The sequence below is a fragment of the Chryseobacterium sp. JAH genome, from assembly GCF_001507335.1.
GTDB lineage: Bacteria > Bacteroidota > Bacteroidia > Flavobacteriales > Weeksellaceae > Chryseobacterium.
In genome coordinates this window covers 248,221-264,028 of the sequence record NZ_LMAH01000001.1, presented here as the reverse complement: position 1 = coordinate 264,028, position 15,808 = coordinate 248,221, and the positions used below count along the sequence as shown (strand labels likewise).

Sequence of the window (15,808 nt, the reverse complement as noted above, 5' to 3'; positions counted from 1 at the left end):
ATTTGTTTTTCGTAATATAATTTTTATTAGCTTTGATATTCCACAATCAAAATATTATTTTTTATGAAAAAACAACTATTTGTGATTGGAATGCTATTTCTATCCGGCATTTCTTTCGCTCAGACTGACCGACTTTGGTCTGAAGGTTCTAGAAAAACAAATTCAGAGATTTTTGAAAACAAAGCAAACATTCTCGCTCCCAAAATTTACCAGCTCGATATCAACGGATTAAAAAGCGCCTTAGTGAGAGTTCCAAAAAGATTATCCGTGGGCGAAAAATCAGAGATCATTATCTCATTTCCTAATTCTGAAGGGAAATTAGAGAATTTTAAGGTCAGAGAAAATTCAAATTTCGATCCTCAATTAGCTGCAAAATATCCTGATATTAAATCTTATGTTGGCGAAGGTCTCGAAGATTCTAATTCTACGGTTTACTTCAGTATTTCTCCTCTGGGATTATCTTCAATGGAAATTTATGGTGACAAATCCGCAGTTTTTATTGAGCCGTACACAAAAGATCTTTCTACTTATGTAGTTTATAAAAAGTCTGATAAAAAAGATAATTTAAGCTCATTTGAATGTACTGTTATCGATGTTGCCCAAAAAGGAATTAGCGCAACAGATCTGGCAGCAAGACCAAATGCGGATGATGCTAAACTAAGAACTTTCCGTTTGGCATTATCATCTACAGGGGAATACACCACTTATTTTGGAGGAACAAAAGCACTCGCTTTAGCGGCGATGAATAATACAATGACCCGCGTTAACGGAGTTTTTGAAAAAGATTTTGCAGCAAGAATGGTTTTGATAGCCAATAATGATGCTGTCATTTATACCAGTGCATCTTCAGATCCATATTCTGCAGCAGCACAGATGAGTAATTGGAATTCTCAGCTTCAATCAACTTTAACTTCAGTTATTGGTGAGGCCAATTATGATGTCGGGCATTTATTTGGAGCTTCAGGCGGCGGCGGAAATGCTGGCTGTATCGGTTGCGTTTGTGTAAACGGTTCTAAAGGTAGTGGCTACACTTCCCCATCAGACGGAATTCCATCAGGTGATAATTTTGATATTGATTATGTTGCGCACGAGTTAGGGCATCAATTTGGAGGAAATCATACGTTCTCAATGAGTAATGAAGGAACAGGTGTCAATATGGAGACGGGTTCAGGCTCAACAATCATGGGTTATGCAGGAATTACAGCTCAGGATATTCAGCCGCATTCAGATTCTTTCTTTCATGCCATAAGCATTCAGCAAATTACAAATAATATTAAAGCTAAAACATGTCCGGTAAGCACTTCTACAGGAAATTCAATTCCAACAGCTGATGCTGGTTTAGATTATACGATTCCGAAAAGTACACCGTTTATGCTGACGGGAACTGGAACTGATGCCAACGGAGATTCTTTGACTTATATTTGGGAACAGGTTGATAATGCTTCATCTTCTCAAACCGGAGCAAGTTCTGCAGCTAGTGCAACAAAAGCAACCGGCCCAACATTCAGATCTTGGACGCCAGCTACAACGCCTGTAAGATATTTCCCAAGAATGGCTTCTGTATTAGCAGGTGCTACGACTACAGCCGGTTCAGAGATCAATGTAGAAGCACTTTCTTCCGTAGCACGAGCTTTAAATTTCAGATTTACAGTTCGTGATAACAGAGCCGGAGGTTCCGGAAACAATTCTGACGATGCTAAAGTGACTGTAAATGCAACTGCAGGACCTTTCATCATTACTTCTCAAGGTACAGCGACCACTTACGCAGGAGGAAGCTCACAAAGCATAACCTGGAATGTTGCAGGAACAACTGCAAACGGTGTTAACGCAGCCAATGTAGATATTCTTTGGTCGACAAATTCAGGGACAACATGGACAACTTTATTAGCCGGAACTCCCAATGACGGTTCTCAAGCGGTAGTCATTCCGAATGTTACGACAACGACAGGAAGGATTATGGTCAAAGGAAGCAATCATATTTTCTTTGATGTCAATAACGCAAACATTTCAGTAAACGCAGGATCAGGAAGTATAGATACTGTAGCTCCTACTGCCCCTACTCTTTCGGCTTCAGGTACAACTTCTACAAGCACTAACCTTTCCTGGTCGGGAGCAACAGATGCTGTAGGTGTTACGGGTTATGATGTTTATCAGGGTTCTTCATTGATTGGAAATACTGCCTCTACAACGTATACGGTTACAAGTTTGAATCCTTCTACAACCTATAGCTTTAGTGTACGAGCTAAAGATGCTGCTGGAAATGTTTCCACTTCAAGTAATACTGCGACAGTAACTACTCTTGCGGGAAGCACTGTTACATATTGTTCAGCAACTGCCACCAATACTTCGGATGAAAGAATTGGAAATGTGAAATTTGGAACAATTAATAACACTTCAACAGGAACTGCAGGATATGAAAACTTCACTTCTATTTCAACAAATGTGACCTCAGGAAATGCAAATACAATTTCTATTACTCCGGTTTGGACTTCGACTAAATATAATGAAGCGTACGCTGTTTATATAGATTATAATAAAGATGGTGATTTTTCAGACAGCGGAGAATTGGTTTGGACAAAAACTGGTTCACAAACCACTCCTGTAACAGGATCAATCACAATTCCTTCAACAGCGACCTTAGGAAATACAAGAATGCGAGTAATGATGCAGTATAATTCTGTGCCTTCATCTTCTTGTGGATCTTACACTTACGGGCAGGTTGAAGATTATACTTTAAATATTCTTTCCTCAGGAAGAGGGAATGATTTTGATGTCAAAAATGTATTGACTGATATTAAATTATATCCAAATCCTGTAAGAGATATTTTAAATATTTCAAATACTACGACTGAAGATTACAAGATCTTCGATATGGGTGGAAAACTAATCAACTCAGGAAAACTCGAAAGAGGCACAGTGAATGTAAGCAGCCTTACTGCAGGAGCATACACGATCCAGATTGGAGAAATCTCAAAAAGATTTATCAAAAATTAACCATTAAATCAATTAAACTTGAAGACTGTCAGAAATGGCGGTCTTTTTTTATTGGTAGAATGATCAATACTGAGTAGTTTGGTTTTCATCCCACATCTCGCATCCAAAAATTTACCAAAATCACTATATTTGCTTTAAATTTAAAAATTTCATGGATAAAATTGACAGCCTGAACCAAGTAGCAGAATTCCACACCACTTTCAAAGCTCCTATTTTGGAAACTCCACAAATTCCTTCGCAGGAAAGATGTAATTTAAGAGTTGAGCTTTTGCAGGAAGAATTAAATGAGCTGAAACAGGCGATTGAAGATAAAAATTTAGTAGAAATCGCTGATGCATTATGTGATTTACAATATGTTTTAAGCGGAGCTGTATTAGAGTTTGGATTAGGTGATAAATTTGTTGAATTATTCAACGAGGTTCAACGTTCAAATATGTCTAAAGCTTGTGATAATGAAGAGCAGGCGAACGAAACCGTAGAGTTTTATGCTGCAAAAGAGGTTGAATCTTTCTACGAAAAATCAGGTGAAAAATATAATGTGTACAGAAAAGCTGATCATAAAGTTTTGAAAAACAAGTACTACTCTCCTGCTGATTTAAAAGCAATTATTGAAAATTAAAATGAATCCGCCTAAGTATCAGTGAAAAAGGGCGATTACATTACTTATTCCAACGATTCGGAATAATCTTTAAAAAAAAGTAGAAATCTACCTATGAAAAAAATTATTACAAATATGCTTATTGCAGCATCATTGGCATCGGCAACTCAGCATTTAAGTGCTCAGAAAGTTGTTGTCAACCGAGAAGTTGAAACTAAAAACGATGGTAAAATGCTTTTGGGAAATCAGTTGAAAGATCAGTTTCTTAAAGAACCTTATTCTGAGTGGTATACAAAAGAATTCAACGAATATGCTTTAGATCAAAAAGCTATTGATGAATTAAAAAAAAATAAAATAAATTCTTACAATCTGATCGTTTTCATGGGAACATGGTGCGAGGATAGTCACAGAGATTTCCCTAGATTGATGAAAATTTTAGAAGAAGTGAAGTTTCCGGACAGTAGACTGATAATTATTGCAGTAAATCGTAAAAAAGAATCTCCTACAGGTGATGAATCTAAATATAACGTTCAGAAAGTCCCTACTATTATTGTTGAAAAATATGGCAAGGAAATTGGAAGAATTATTGAAATGCCGACTACAGGATATATCGAAAGGGATCTTGTAGAAATCTTAAAGAAAGATGACCAATCGGTGATTAAAGAAATATTTAATAATTAAAATTGAGAAATTTAAAACTTTTTATTCCATTTGTTGCAGGAATTCTTCTGATGGTGATTCTGTTTTTCAGTTTCAGATCATGTTTAAAAGTAAGCGAGAAAACCGAAAAGTCTGATTATTATATTTTGACCAATCAAATCTCGAAGATGAATAAAATGGTGGTATTGGAACAGGACTTTTCCGCAATGCAGAAAACGAAATTTGGCTACGAATTTCTTGGCAAAGAAATGACAAGCAATAGTATTATTACCTACACCAGAACCAATGCGCAGGTTTCCTATGATTTAAATAAAATGAAAATGGAGGTAGATTCTGTGAATAAAAAATTGATTATCACTGATCTTCCGACTGCGGATATAAGAATCACGCCAAGTGTAGAAATTCAGTCGTTAGATGATTCTTTCATCAACAGAATTTCTGAAAAGGATATTAAGAAGGTTCAGCAAAAAGCGAAGCAGACTGCAATCAATTCTGTAGATCAAAACAAGTTGAGAAATGAAGGCAAACAGCAATTGATGGAAAATCTGAACAATATTTTCGTTTTGGCAAAGGCTTTGAATTATAAGATAGAAGATAAAACCGGACAACTCGGTGTTCTTGGACTCTAAAATTCAAAATTATGGACTCAAAAGACGATAACAAAAAGAAAGAATCTGCAAATTCCGCAGAAACGAAAAAGCAGAATGAAGATTTTCAGAATATTCCTGCTTCGTCAAAAAAACAAAATCCACCCGATGTAGATAAAGATGATGTAAAAAAATCTTCAGAAAACAAATCAGGGAAAACAGATAATACTAAGTGAAAGCTTAGTATTTTTTTTGCAATTATTTATTAGGGCAGCTTTTCCGCCCTCCATTCCCGCTTTTTTTCTGGAGATGCGAACCAATGGATATTATAATTTACATTGTAAGCCCACTGCATCTCCAGACAAAAGAGCTCCATTCAGGTCGGGCTGCGATTCAGCAGATTTCAAAATTTGCTATGTAATTCGAGACTTAGCATTCTTTAAGCGGTTTTAAAAGTCTGAAAAGGTTTTTAAAAAATAAGTACTAACGTCAGAATGTAAAATAAATTGTATTTTTTGTGAATTATCAGGCAATGATTTCATAAAGATGTAAAAAATGCGTATTTTTGCAACTTAAAATTTCTTAGTAAACAATGATAAAAATTACACTTCCAGACAATAGCGTCAGAGAATTTGAGGGAGAAGTCACTCCGTTGGATGTGGCAAAATCTATAAGCGAGGGATTGGCTAGAAATACCATTTCCGCAGTTGTAAACGGCACACAAGTCGAAGTTACCACGCCTATTACCACAGATTCTACGGTACAGCTTTTGACATGGAATGATGATCTTGGAAAGAAAGCTTTTTGGCATTCTTCTGCTCACCTTTTGGCGCAGGCTATCCTTGAATTTTATCCAAATGCTCAATTAACCATCGGTCCGGCAATCGAAAGCGGATTTTATTACGACGTAGATTTTGGTGACGAAGTTTTGTCTGAAAAAGATTTTGAGAAAATTGAAAAGAAAGTTTTAGAAAACGCTAAAAAAGCTTCAACATTCTCATTATACCCTGTTTCTAAAGCGGAAGCTTTGCAGACGTATGCTGATAATCCTTATAAAGTGGAATTGATTTCGAATCTTAACGATGGCGAAATTACTTTTGTAACGCATGATAACTTCACAGACCTTTGTCGTGGAGGTCACATTCCTAATACAGGAATTGTAAAAGCAGTTAAGATTCTGAATGCTGCAGGTGCCTATTGGAGAGGAAATGAGAAGAATCCTCAGTTAACAAGAGTATATGGAATTTCTTTCCCGAAACAGAAAGAATTGACTGAATATCTTGAATTATTGGAAGAGGCAAAAAGAAGAGATCACAGAAAATTAGGGAAAGAATTAGGGATTTTTGCTTTCTCAGAAAAAGTTGGAGCCGGTTTACCTCTTTGGTTGCCTAAGGGTACTGCTTTGAGAAAAAAATTAGAAAATTTCCTTTCTGATGCTCAGAAAAAAGGAGGATACGAATTTGTAATGACACCTCATATCGGTGCAAAAGAATTGTACGTGACTTCTGGACACTGGGATAAATATGGAGCAGACAGTTTCCAGCCAATTAAAACTCCCAATGAAGGAGAAGAATTTATGCTGAAGCCAATGAACTGCCCTCACCACTGTGAAATCTATAAAACTTCACAATGGAGTTACAGAGATTTGCCTAAAAGATATGCAGAGTTTGGAACAGTTTACAGATATGAGCAGAGTGGAGAACTTCATGGCTTGACGAGAGTTCGTGGTTTTACCCAGGACGATGCTCACCTTTTCTGTACTCCTGATCAGCTGATGGACGAGTTTAAGAAAACGATTGATTTGGTTCTGTATGTTTTCGGTTCGCTTGGCTTTGCTGATTTTACTGCTCAAATATCATTAAGAGATCCTGAAAACAAAGAAAAGTATATCGGTTCTGATGAAAACTGGGAAAAAGCAGAAAACGCAATCGTAACTGCAGCGAAAGAAAAAGGATTAAATACTGTTACAGAATACGGTGAAGCTGCATTCTATGGTCCTAAATTGGACTTCATGGTGAAAGATGCTTTGGGAAGAAAATGGCAGTTAGGAACTATTCAGGTAGATTATAATTTACCGGAAAGATTCGATCTTACTTATATTGGAAGCGATAATGAGAAGCACAGGCCGATCATGATTCACAGAGCACCGTTTGGTTCTATGGAACGTTTTATCGCAATCTTATTAGAAAATACAGCCGGAGATTTCCCATTATGGTTGAGCCCGGATCAGTTTACAATATTGCCGATCAGTGAAAAATATGTAGATTATGCTAAAAAAGTTTCAGAATTTTTAGAAATTCACGATATTAGCGGATTAATTGACGAGCGTAACGAAAAAACGGGTAAAAAAATCCGTGATGCGGAATTAAAAAAGATTCCTTTCATGCTTGTAGTGGGAGAAAATGAAGAAAGAGATGGCACAATTTCTGTACGTAGACGTGGAGAAGGCGATCTTGGAGTAATGAGCATGGATGAGTTTGCAGCCTACTTCAAAAAAGCCGCAACAATATAGTTGAAGATTTAATGATTTAAATATTAAATTTATTTAAAGATTAATTTGCTAAAAGTAATTTTTAAATTTTTTAATCATTAAATTTTTCAATTCAAAATTAGTTATTAACCAATAAAATTATAAAGCGATAGCACAAAGATTTAACAACAGAGGCCCACAGAGACGTCCACCACAGGAGGACTTACACATGATAAACGATAAGATCCGTGTACGGGAACTTCGTTTAGTGGGCGACAACGTAGAAGCGGGAATTTTCCCGATTGATAAAGCGAGACAAATTGCCAAAGAACAGGAATTAGATTTGGTCGTGATTTCAGATAAAGCTGAACCTTTCATTGCGAGAATATTAGACTATAAGAAGTTTTTATACGAGCAGAAGAAAAAAACTAAAGAACTTAAAGCAAAACAAATCAAAGTGGTTGTTAAGGAGATCCGTTTCGGACCTCAGACGGATGAGCACGATTATGATTTTAAGAAAAAACATGCTGAAAAGTTTTTGGAAGAAGGTTCAAAATTGAAAACCTACGTATTTTTCAAAGGACGTTCCATTATCTTTAAAGATCAGGGTGAAATTTTACTTCTTAAACTGGCTCAGGAATTAGAGCACGTTGGTAAAGTAGATCAGTTACCTAAACTTGAAGGTAAGAGAATGATTATGATGATGAGTCCTAAAAAACCAGCTAAATAATTCATTTAGAACTTATAAATATGACCTCAAAGAAATTTGAGGTTTTTTTTTTCTTTATTTTGCACTTTATTAAAACTAATTAGGTGAATTCAATTAAATATAAATCAAGGAGGCTAGAATATAATTACTTATTGCTGCTTGTCTTATGCATCTTCTTTTTAAGTTGCTTATATTATTATCCTTTCATTTCAGATGACAGTTTAATATCCCTTCGTTATGCAAAACGTTTCATTGAAGGCAAAGGATTAACTTGGAACGATGGTTCTCCTGTTGAGGGATATTCTAATTTGTTGTGGATTTTGGGTGTTTCTGCATTAGGGAAATTAGGATTTGATCTGATGATTGCTACAAGAATTCTAGGAATATTGTGCTCATTAGGGATTTTAGGCGTTATCTTATTTTATTTCAAAAGTCAGGGTTCTAAAATACAATATATATACTATGCCATGTTACTATTTGTTACTACACCATGTGTAGCAGTTTGGGCAGTTGGCGGTTTAGAGCAACCACTGTATATCTTTTTTATAACTCTGATGATTATAGAGGTATCAGTTATTATCAATAAAAAAAACTTCGAAAGAATTTACCTACTTTCATTATGGTTAGGGCTCTTAGCTCTCACAAGACCTGATGGTTATCTATTTACTATCTTGACCTCAGTATTTTTACTAGTTTTTAATTTCAGAGATAGGAAGCTATTTTTAAAAATTGTTTTTTCCGTAATTCTTATTCCTTCTCTATTTTTATTGGGTCAGCTTGTATTTAGATATAATTATTATGGAGAACTTGTACCCAACACAGCATTAGTAAAGGTCAAAATTACTCTACATCATATTTTGCGAGGGGGATATTACAATTTTAAAGCTTTTTTAGGGACTTTACTTCTTTCTGCACTTGGTTTTTTATGTTTATATTATCTAGTTTTTAAAAAGAAAAATTTATTTGGGTTATATCTATTATTGTGTACTATGGCATGGATGTCCTACATTACGTTAATTGGTGGTGATATATTTCCTGCGTTTAGACATTATTATGTAGTGCTGATTTTTTTAGTTTTTTCTATTATAACAGGTTTAGAACATTCGAACAAGATAGATTTTAGTATTACTAAAACGAGAGTTTTTTTCTTTATTCTATTAATCTCTAGCGTGTGTATTCAGGTATTTATACCAGCTAATCAATATGCAAAAGATGAAAGATGGGAGTTTGATGGAATGCATCTGGGAAATAGACTTAAAAATATTTTCCCGAATAATACACTGATTGCTGTAACTGCTGCAGGATGTATTCCTTATTTTTCTGAACTTCCCACAGTTGATATGTTGGGTTTAAACGATTATTTTCTTGCCAGGAATCCACCATCTAATTTTGGAAATGGTGCATTAGCACATGAGTTGGGTGATGCTAATTATGTGATGAGAAGAAATCCTGATCTTATTATTTTCGGTACTGGATCAGAACTTAACTTTAATATTGGAGATCAGCTGAAAGAAAACATGATTTTCAAGACTAACTACATTAAAGTTTTAGCAAAAGATAATGTTAATCAATACATAATGTTTATTAATAAATATGGAAAAAATGCGGGAATTAAACTTAAGGATAACCAACTGACGATTCCGGGATATTTATTTGAAAATAAGAGGGATGCATTAATTTTATTAAAGGGAAATTCTATTTATAAAGAATTCAAAAGTGGTGAAACCTATTCGATTGAGATAGATAATAAGGAAATTAGTTATACAAAATTTAAAGATATATTTTCTGAAAATTCACTTATCAAAACTAAAATCATTTATCATGAAAAGTCAACAGAGATTCATATGATTGCGAAAAAGGATACATTAATTGAAAACCTTTTATTTAGGTAGGAGATTTAATATTTTTTCGTAACTTTGCAAACCATTATTCTTGATATATCTTCAGGGATTTAAAAACAAATATTGATAACAAAAACATAAAAAAGCAAACAATGCCAAAATTAAAAACGAAATCAGGTGCTAAGAAGCGTTTTAAACTTACCGGAACTGGTAAGATTAAAAGAAAAAATGCTTTCAAAAGCCACATCTTAACTAAAAAAGAAACTAAGCAGAAGAGAAATCTTACTACTACTTCTTATGTTGCGAAAGTGGATGAGAAAGGCGTTAAACGTCAATTAGCAATTAAGTAGTTTTTATAAATCATTTTTCGGTTTATAAGAATAACAATTCAACATTTTAACCCTGAAACGGTGCAAATAAGTGTAATGAAACAGTTTACCGCCCTTTTCAAAAAAACAATTTAAATTATGCCAAGATCAGTAAATGCCGTAGCTTCTAGAGCGCGCAGAAAAAAATTAATGAAACAAGCTAAAGGTTTTTTCGGTAGAAGAAAGAACGTTTGGACTGTTGCTAAAAACGCGGTACAAAAAGCAATGCAATATGCTTACCGTGGAAGAAAAGAGAAAAAGAGAAACTTCAGATCACTTTGGATCATGCGTATCAACGCAGGAGCTAGAGAGCACGGAATGTCTTACTCTCAGTTTATGGGAGCTCTTAAAAAGAACAACATTGAATTAAACAGAAAAGTTTTAGCTGATTTGGCTATGAACTATCCTGAAGCATTCAAAGCAGTTGTAGATCAAGTAAAATAATGTAAAATTTTTTGTTATCAATATAAAATCCCGAGTTTTTTGCTCGGGATTTTTTTATTATCTACATTTGTTTAAAATTACTTCAAAGTATAAAATTGACATTTAAAGTGAAAAAATTATCCACTCTTCTACTCCTTTCATTAGCAACTTATAATGCGCACGCTCAAAGTTTTATTCAAGCTTATCAAAACAGAGTCAATCAGATAACGCAACCTAATATTACTACACTTCTTCAGGAGTTTGCTGCATTGGGTGTAAAAACGAGTGGATCTACCGCCAATACAAATACGCTGAACTGGCTTAAAACGAAATATCAAGCTTACGGGTATGCTGCCAATCAAATTACCGAAGACAGCTTTACAGTAAACGGCAATACGACAAAAAATTTAATCATCACAAAAACAGGAACTGTTTATCCGAACACCTATGTAATTATCTGTGGCCATTACGATACGATAACAGGTCCCGGAGTGAGTGATAACGGTAGCGGAACTTCTATTCTGCTTGAAGCTGCAAGAATTTTAAAAGATGTTCCTACAGAATATTCTGTAAAGTTCATTCATTTTTCCGGTGAAGAACAGGGGCTTTTAGGGAGCCATCACTATGTAGATAATGTTGTTTTTCAAAACGGCGTGCGACAGTTAAATTTGAGAGTTGTTTTCAACATTGATCAAGTAGGAGGCAAATTGTCTGCTCCTAGTAATTCAATCAAATGCGAAAGTGATCAGTCAGGATTACCGGGGAATAATGCTGCTTCTTTATCTTTTACACAACAATTGGCAACGTGTACCACTCTTTATTCTCCCCTTCAAACCGTTATGTCAAACACCTATGCATCTGATTATGTTCCTTTTGAAGCTAAAGGAGATATTATTACAGGTTTCTACGAAACTCCACAGAGCATGAATGAGCATACTGTAAATGATACTTTTGCCAATGTAGATCCAACATATGTTTTTAATGTAGGAAAAGCTGCGCTTGGTGCGCTTCAGCATTTTGCGGTGGCCACATCGGTTCTCGCAGTTAGTGAAGGTCAGAAAGATCATGACTCTGTTAAATTTTTTCCTAATCCAGCGAAAAATATTTTACATATTGAGATTCCTGCTACCGTCCGCCACTTTACTACAGAAATAACTGATGTAACCGGAAAATTGGTTTTAAAATCTGAAAATCAAAAAGAAATTAATATCTCAGGAATAGATTCTGGAAATTATATCGGAACAGTAGTTTTTGAGGGCGAAAAAATTTCAAAAAAAATTATTATTGAGAAATAATTAAGTTGAAAAGTCTATCATATAAAATATTTAATTTAGTAATCTGTATGTAGAAATATGAAAAAACTTGTAGCTATTTTGCTTTTCGGTATTGCAACCGACGATCTGAAATCACAAAATTTCATTCAAACTTATCAGGACCGTGTTGATGCTCTTAAATTTGAAGATATTAATTCTCATTTAAAAGAGTTTGAGAAATTGGGCGTAAAAACCACAGGTTCCGAAGAAAATGATAAAGCATTAGTTTGGATTAAAAATAAATATCTCTCCTTCGGTTATACAGAAGATCAGATCATGGAAGATCCTTTCTCTGTGGGAAGGATGAAGTCTAAAAACCTTATCATCACGAAAAAAGGAACAGTGTATCCAGATACCTATGTCATTATCTGTGGTCATTTCGACAATATCAATGGTCCCGGAGTTAATGACAACGGAAGCGGAACTTCCATTATAATGGAAGCCGCAAAAATTTTAAAGGATGTTCCCACTGAATATTCTATAAAATTTATCCATTTTTCAGGTGAAGAACAGGGATTATATGGCAGTAAGCATTATGCAGACGAGGTAGTTTTTCAGAAAAAAGTTCGTCAGCTAGATATAAAAATGGTTTTTAATTTAGACCAAGTTGGTGGTAAAAAAGGAATATTTAATGACACCGTTTTCTGTGATGAAGACCAAGGTGGCAGCTCTAAAAATAATGCAGCATCTACTCAGGCCACGAAAGAGCTGATGGCTTGCACGACATTATACTCTCCTTTGAAAGCTAAAATTGATCCTGCTGAACACAGCGACTACATTTCCTTTGAGAAAAAAGGTGAAGTGATAACAGGATTTTTTGAGTATTTGAGAAGCGAACTTCCGCATACGAAAGATGATACATTTGCCAATACAGATGTACGGTATGTTTTTAATATCGGCAAGGCAACCATCGGAGCTTTGCAGCATTTTGCTGGAGCAAATAAAACTTCTGATATTAAAGAAACTCAGAAAAAATAAAATGTTAAAAACATATATCTATGTTTTAAAAATATACGTAACCTGCAGATTTGCAGGTTTTTTTATTGATTTCTTTGCAGTAGAATTTCTTCAATTTGATTTAACGAAAAGTTCTTCGCTCTTAACAAAATTAAAAAGTGATATAGTAAATCAGCTGCTTCATTTTTAAATAAATTTTCATCATTGTCTTTAGCTTCAATCACCAATTCCACAGCCTCCTCTCCGACTTTTTGAGCCACTTTATTGATGCCTCTTTGATATAATGAATAGGTATAAGAACTATCTACTTTGTCATCAATTCGCTGAGCGATTTTAGCTTCCAGCTGATATATAAAACCTTTGCAATCTTTCTCACCAAAACAGCTGAAGCTTCCAGTGTGACACACTGTATTTTTTGGAATGACTTTAATTAAAATTGTATCCTGATCACAATCGATCTGAATTTTTTTTACGGACATAAAATTCCCAGACTCTTCACCTTTTGTCCACAATCTGTTTTTTGAACGACTGAAAAAAGTAACGATACCTTCCTTTTTTGTTTTGTTAAAAGCCCCTTCATTCATGTAACCAAGCATTAAAACCTGTAAAGTTCTTTCGTCTTGGATAACCACAGGGACCAGTCCGTTTGTTTTATTAAAATCTATTTTCATCGTACGTTGATATTTCTGTTTTTTAAGTCATTTTTTAAGTCATCAATTCCAATCTCACCAAAGTGAAAAATGCTTGCAGCCAAAGCTCCAGTTGCTTTTGTTAGATTATAAACATCTTCAAAATCTTCAATTTTTCCTGCTCCGCCGGAAGCGATCACCGGAATATTTATCTTTTCTGAAATGAGTTTCGTCAATCTCAAGTCAAAACCGTTTTTTGTTCCGTCACCATTCATTGAGGTTAAAAGAATTTCGCCGGCTCCCAATTCCTCAACTTTTTTTGACCAATCCAAGGTCTTCAACGGAGTCATTTCTCTTCCACCTTTTACAAAAACCCAATCTTCGTTATTAACAAATTTTGTATCAATCGCAACAACGATACACTGACTTCCAAACTCTTTCGCCAGTTCAGAAATCAGATAGGGATTTTTCACTGCTGATGAATTGATGCTGATTTTATCCGCTCCGGCTTCCAACAGTTTTCTGACGTCTTTCACAGAAGAAATTCCGCCTCCTACAGTAAATGGAATGCTCAGTTCTCTGGCAATATTTTTCACTAGTTCGACAAAAGTTTTTCGTTCTTCTATGGTTGCCGTAATGTCCAGAAAAACCAGTTCGTCCGCTCCTTCATTTTCATATTTTTTGGCTAAATCAATAGGATTTCCGGCATTTCGAAGACCTTCAAAGTTGATTCCTTTTACCGTGGTTCCGTCTTTGATGTCGAGGCAAGGGATTATTCTTTTTTTGAGCATTTTTTCTTATTTGTCATGTTTAATGTTGATAGGATTTCATCCCATCCTTTGTTAAAGCGTCCCGTTGGGACTTGTTGATGTAAGTTTTTAAGCTGATGTGCTCTTCTAAAAAGTTTATAGTGACTTGAATGAATTTAGTATAAAGAAATCCAAATTTAGTTTTCAATAAATTTTTGCAATTCTTTCAGAGTGATTTTACCTTCATAAATTGCCTTACCAATGATCGTTCCGGCACATCCGATCTCCTTCATCAGATAAACATCTTCTATACAGGAAATTCCGCCACTTGCCACTAATTGAACGGATGTTTTTTCTAAAATCTCTCTGTACAGTTCGGTGGAAGCGCCTCCCAGCATTCCGTCTTTTGAAATATCGGTACAAATTACGTTTCGAATACCTTTTTTTTGATAATCAAGAATAAAATTAATCACGTTTTTATCGCTTTGTTCCAACCAGCCGGAAGTTTTTATCATTTTATTTTCGCAGTCGGCTCCGAGAATTATTTTTTCAGCTCCGTATTTTTCAATTAATTGATAACAAAATTCTGGATTCTGAACAGCGATGCTGCCGATTGTGATTTGTTTTGCACCTGCATTAAAGGCTGTTTCTATATCCTTTTCAGTTTTCAGTCCGCCACCAAAATCGATCTGCAAAGAAGTTTCTTTCGCAATATTTTCCAACACTTTTTGATTGACAATGTGTTTTGATTTTGCACCATCCAAATCAACTAAATGCAGAAACTGAATGCCAGAGGCTTCAAATTCTTTAGCAACTTCCAGAGGATGTTCATTGTAAATTTTCTTGGTATCGTAATCACCTTTTGAAAGTCGAACGCATTTTCCGTCGATGATGTCTATGGCCGGTATTATTTTCATATATATAGGTTTTTTAGAGGTTCAAAAAATTTTCTACTATTTTACTTCCTGTTTTTCCAGATTTCTCAGGGTGAAATTGTGTCGCAAAGAAATTATCTTTTTGTAAAGATGCGCTGAAGGGCAAAATATAGTTGCAGACAGAACTTGTATGTTCTGTCAATTCACAATAAAAACTATGCACAAAATAAAGATCATTTTCACCGGATTTCTCTGAAAACAGTGGAGATCTTTCATTTGAAACGGTATTCCAACCCATGTGTGGAATCAGATCCAATGGAGGGAATTTTTTCACATCGCAATCAAAAATCCCCATTCCTACTGTATTTCCTTCTTCATTATTTTTACACATCAACTGCATTCCGAGACAGATTCCCAAAACAGGTTGCTTCAAACTTGGAATTAACAGATCCAAACCTTTTTCTTTTAAAACTTTCATCGCAGATGAAGCTTCGCCAACACCGGGAAAAATTACTTTGTCGGCATTTTTTATCAATTCAAAATCATCTGTAATAATTGAGTCTGCACCCAATCTTTCAAGAGCATTCTGAACAGAATTGACGTTTCCACCGTTATATTTTATAATTGCTATCATT

General features: G+C 34.9%; 16 protein-coding genes. 12 read left to right on the top strand and 4 right to left on the bottom strand.

Annotation, left to right across the window (positions count from 1 at the left end):
* Positions 1-63: 63 nt before the first annotated feature.
* The 12 genes from AR685_RS01250 (at position 64) to AR685_RS01195 (ending at position 12,941) form a co-directional block, all read left to right on the top strand.
* Positions 64-2,994 carry a reprolysin-like metallopeptidase gene (locus AR685_RS01250; protein ID WP_059123481.1) on the top strand — a complete coding sequence of 977 codons (2,931 nt, stop codon included), beginning with the start codon at positions 64-66 and terminating at the stop codon, positions 2,992-2,994.
* Between the two features lie 151 nt (positions 2,995-3,145).
* The gene (locus AR685_RS01245) at positions 3,146-3,613 is read left to right on the top strand and encodes a nucleoside triphosphate pyrophosphohydrolase family protein (protein ID WP_047444045.1); all 468 of its coding nucleotides are present in this window, start codon (positions 3,146-3,148) and stop codon (positions 3,611-3,613) included.
* 93 nt (positions 3,614-3,706) lie between these two features.
* Entirely contained in the window at positions 3,707-4,273 is a 567-nt protein-coding gene (locus AR685_RS01240; protein ID WP_059123480.1) for a TlpA family protein disulfide reductase, read from the top strand.
* Positions 4,274-4,275: 2 nt separating this feature from the next.
* Positions 4,276-4,881: a DUF4230 domain-containing protein gene (locus tag AR685_RS01235; protein WP_059123479.1), complete on the top strand. Its 606-nt coding sequence runs from the start codon at positions 4,276-4,278 to the stop codon at positions 4,879-4,881.
* A gap of 11 nt (positions 4,882-4,892) precedes the next feature.
* Positions 4,893-5,075 carry a hypothetical protein gene (locus AR685_RS01230; protein WP_047444042.1) on the top strand — a complete coding sequence of 61 codons (183 nt, stop codon included), beginning with the start codon at positions 4,893-4,895 and terminating at the stop codon, positions 5,073-5,075.
* A gap of 356 nt (positions 5,076-5,431) precedes the next feature.
* The gene (thrS, locus tag AR685_RS01225; protein WP_059123478.1) at positions 5,432-7,351 is read left to right on the top strand and encodes a threonine--tRNA ligase; all 1,920 of its coding nucleotides are present in this window, start codon (positions 5,432-5,434) and stop codon (positions 7,349-7,351) included.
* A gap of 187 nt (positions 7,352-7,538) precedes the next feature.
* Positions 7,539-8,039: a translation initiation factor IF-3 gene (gene infC / locus AR685_RS01220; protein WP_047444040.1), complete on the top strand. Its 501-nt coding sequence runs from the start codon at positions 7,539-7,541 to the stop codon at positions 8,037-8,039.
* Positions 8,040-8,122: 83 nt separating this feature from the next.
* Positions 8,123-9,910, top strand: a complete 1,788-nt coding sequence (locus tag AR685_RS01215; RefSeq protein WP_059123477.1) for a hypothetical protein — start codon at positions 8,123-8,125, stop codon at positions 9,908-9,910.
* A 101-nt stretch (positions 9,911-10,011) separates the two neighbouring features.
* On the top strand, positions 10,012-10,209 hold the full coding sequence (gene rpmI / locus AR685_RS01210) for a 50S ribosomal protein L35 (protein ID WP_047444039.1): 198 nt from the start codon (positions 10,012-10,014) through the stop codon (positions 10,207-10,209).
* Positions 10,210-10,326: 117 nt separating this feature from the next.
* Positions 10,327-10,671 carry a 50S ribosomal protein L20 gene (rplT, locus tag AR685_RS01205; RefSeq protein WP_047444038.1) on the top strand — a complete coding sequence of 115 codons (345 nt, stop codon included), beginning with the start codon at positions 10,327-10,329 and terminating at the stop codon, positions 10,669-10,671.
* A 107-nt stretch (positions 10,672-10,778) separates the two neighbouring features.
* Positions 10,779-11,945 (top strand): M28 family peptidase, encoded by a 1,167-nt coding sequence (locus tag AR685_RS01200; RefSeq protein WP_059123763.1) that lies wholly within the window; start codon positions 10,779-10,781, stop codon positions 11,943-11,945.
* 57 nt (positions 11,946-12,002) lie between these two features.
* Positions 12,003-12,941 carry a M28 family metallopeptidase gene (locus tag AR685_RS01195; RefSeq protein WP_059123476.1) on the top strand — a complete coding sequence of 313 codons (939 nt, stop codon included), beginning with the start codon at positions 12,003-12,005 and terminating at the stop codon, positions 12,939-12,941.
* 62 nt (positions 12,942-13,003) lie between these two features.
* On the opposite strand, the gene hisIE is transcribed toward AR685_RS01195, so the two are convergent.
* From hisIE to hisH, 4 genes are all read right to left on the bottom strand, one after another.
* Entirely contained in the window at positions 13,004-13,591 is a 588-nt protein-coding gene (gene hisIE, locus AR685_RS01190; RefSeq protein ID WP_059123475.1) for a bifunctional phosphoribosyl-AMP cyclohydrolase/phosphoribosyl-ATP diphosphatase HisIE, read from the bottom strand.
* Entirely contained in the window at positions 13,588-14,340 is a 753-nt protein-coding gene (gene hisF, locus AR685_RS01185) for an imidazole glycerol phosphate synthase subunit HisF (RefSeq protein WP_059123474.1), read from the bottom strand. Before hisF ends, hisIE begins: the two co-directional genes overlap by 4 nt.
* A gap of 155 nt (positions 14,341-14,495) precedes the next feature.
* Positions 14,496-15,215, bottom strand: coding sequence for a 1-(5-phosphoribosyl)-5-[(5-phosphoribosylamino)methylideneamino]imidazole-4-carboxamide isomerase (hisA, locus tag AR685_RS01180; RefSeq protein ID WP_059123473.1), 720 nt, complete (start codon positions 15,213-15,215; stop codon positions 14,496-14,498).
* Between the two features lie 13 nt (positions 15,216-15,228).
* Positions 15,229-15,807, bottom strand: a complete 579-nt coding sequence (hisH, locus tag AR685_RS01175; protein ID WP_047444034.1) for an imidazole glycerol phosphate synthase subunit HisH — start codon at positions 15,805-15,807, stop codon at positions 15,229-15,231.
* Between the last annotated feature and the right edge of the window lies 1 nt (position 15,808).

What these genes read in the sequence shown, in the direction of transcription:
- rpmI (WP_047444039.1), top strand. Translation starts at nt 10,012, where the DNA reads ATGCCAAAATTAAAAACGAAATCAGGTGCTAAGAAGCGTTTTAAACTT.
- hisIE (WP_059123475.1), bottom strand. Translation starts at nt 13,591, where the DNA reads ATGAAAATAGATTTTAATAAAACAAACGGACTGGTCCCTGTGGTTATC.
- hisH (WP_047444034.1), bottom strand. Translation starts at nt 15,807, where the DNA reads ATGATAGCAATTATAAAATATAACGGTGGAAACGTCAATTCTGTTCAG.
- AR685_RS01195 (WP_059123476.1), top strand. Translation starts at nt 12,003, where the DNA reads ATGAAAAAACTTGTAGCTATTTTGCTTTTCGGTATTGCAACCGACGAT.
- AR685_RS01245 (WP_047444045.1), top strand. Translation starts at nt 3,146, where the DNA reads ATGGATAAAATTGACAGCCTGAACCAAGTAGCAGAATTCCACACCACT.
- hisA (WP_059123473.1), bottom strand. Translation starts at nt 15,215, where the DNA reads ATGAAAATAATACCGGCCATAGACATCATCGACGGAAAATGCGTTCGA.
- AR685_RS01230 (WP_047444042.1), top strand. Translation starts at nt 4,893, where the DNA reads ATGGACTCAAAAGACGATAACAAAAAGAAAGAATCTGCAAATTCCGCA.
- AR685_RS01240 (WP_059123480.1), top strand. Translation starts at nt 3,707, where the DNA reads ATGAAAAAAATTATTACAAATATGCTTATTGCAGCATCATTGGCATCG.
- thrS (WP_059123478.1), top strand. Translation starts at nt 5,432, where the DNA reads ATGATAAAAATTACACTTCCAGACAATAGCGTCAGAGAATTTGAGGGA.
- infC (WP_047444040.1), top strand. Translation starts at nt 7,539, where the DNA reads ATGATAAACGATAAGATCCGTGTACGGGAACTTCGTTTAGTGGGCGAC.
- rplT (WP_047444038.1), top strand. Translation starts at nt 10,327, where the DNA reads ATGCCAAGATCAGTAAATGCCGTAGCTTCTAGAGCGCGCAGAAAAAAA.
- AR685_RS01250 (WP_059123481.1), top strand. Translation starts at nt 64, where the DNA reads ATGAAAAAACAACTATTTGTGATTGGAATGCTATTTCTATCCGGCATT.
- hisF (WP_059123474.1), bottom strand. Translation starts at nt 14,340, where the DNA reads ATGCTCAAAAAAAGAATAATCCCTTGCCTCGACATCAAAGACGGAACC.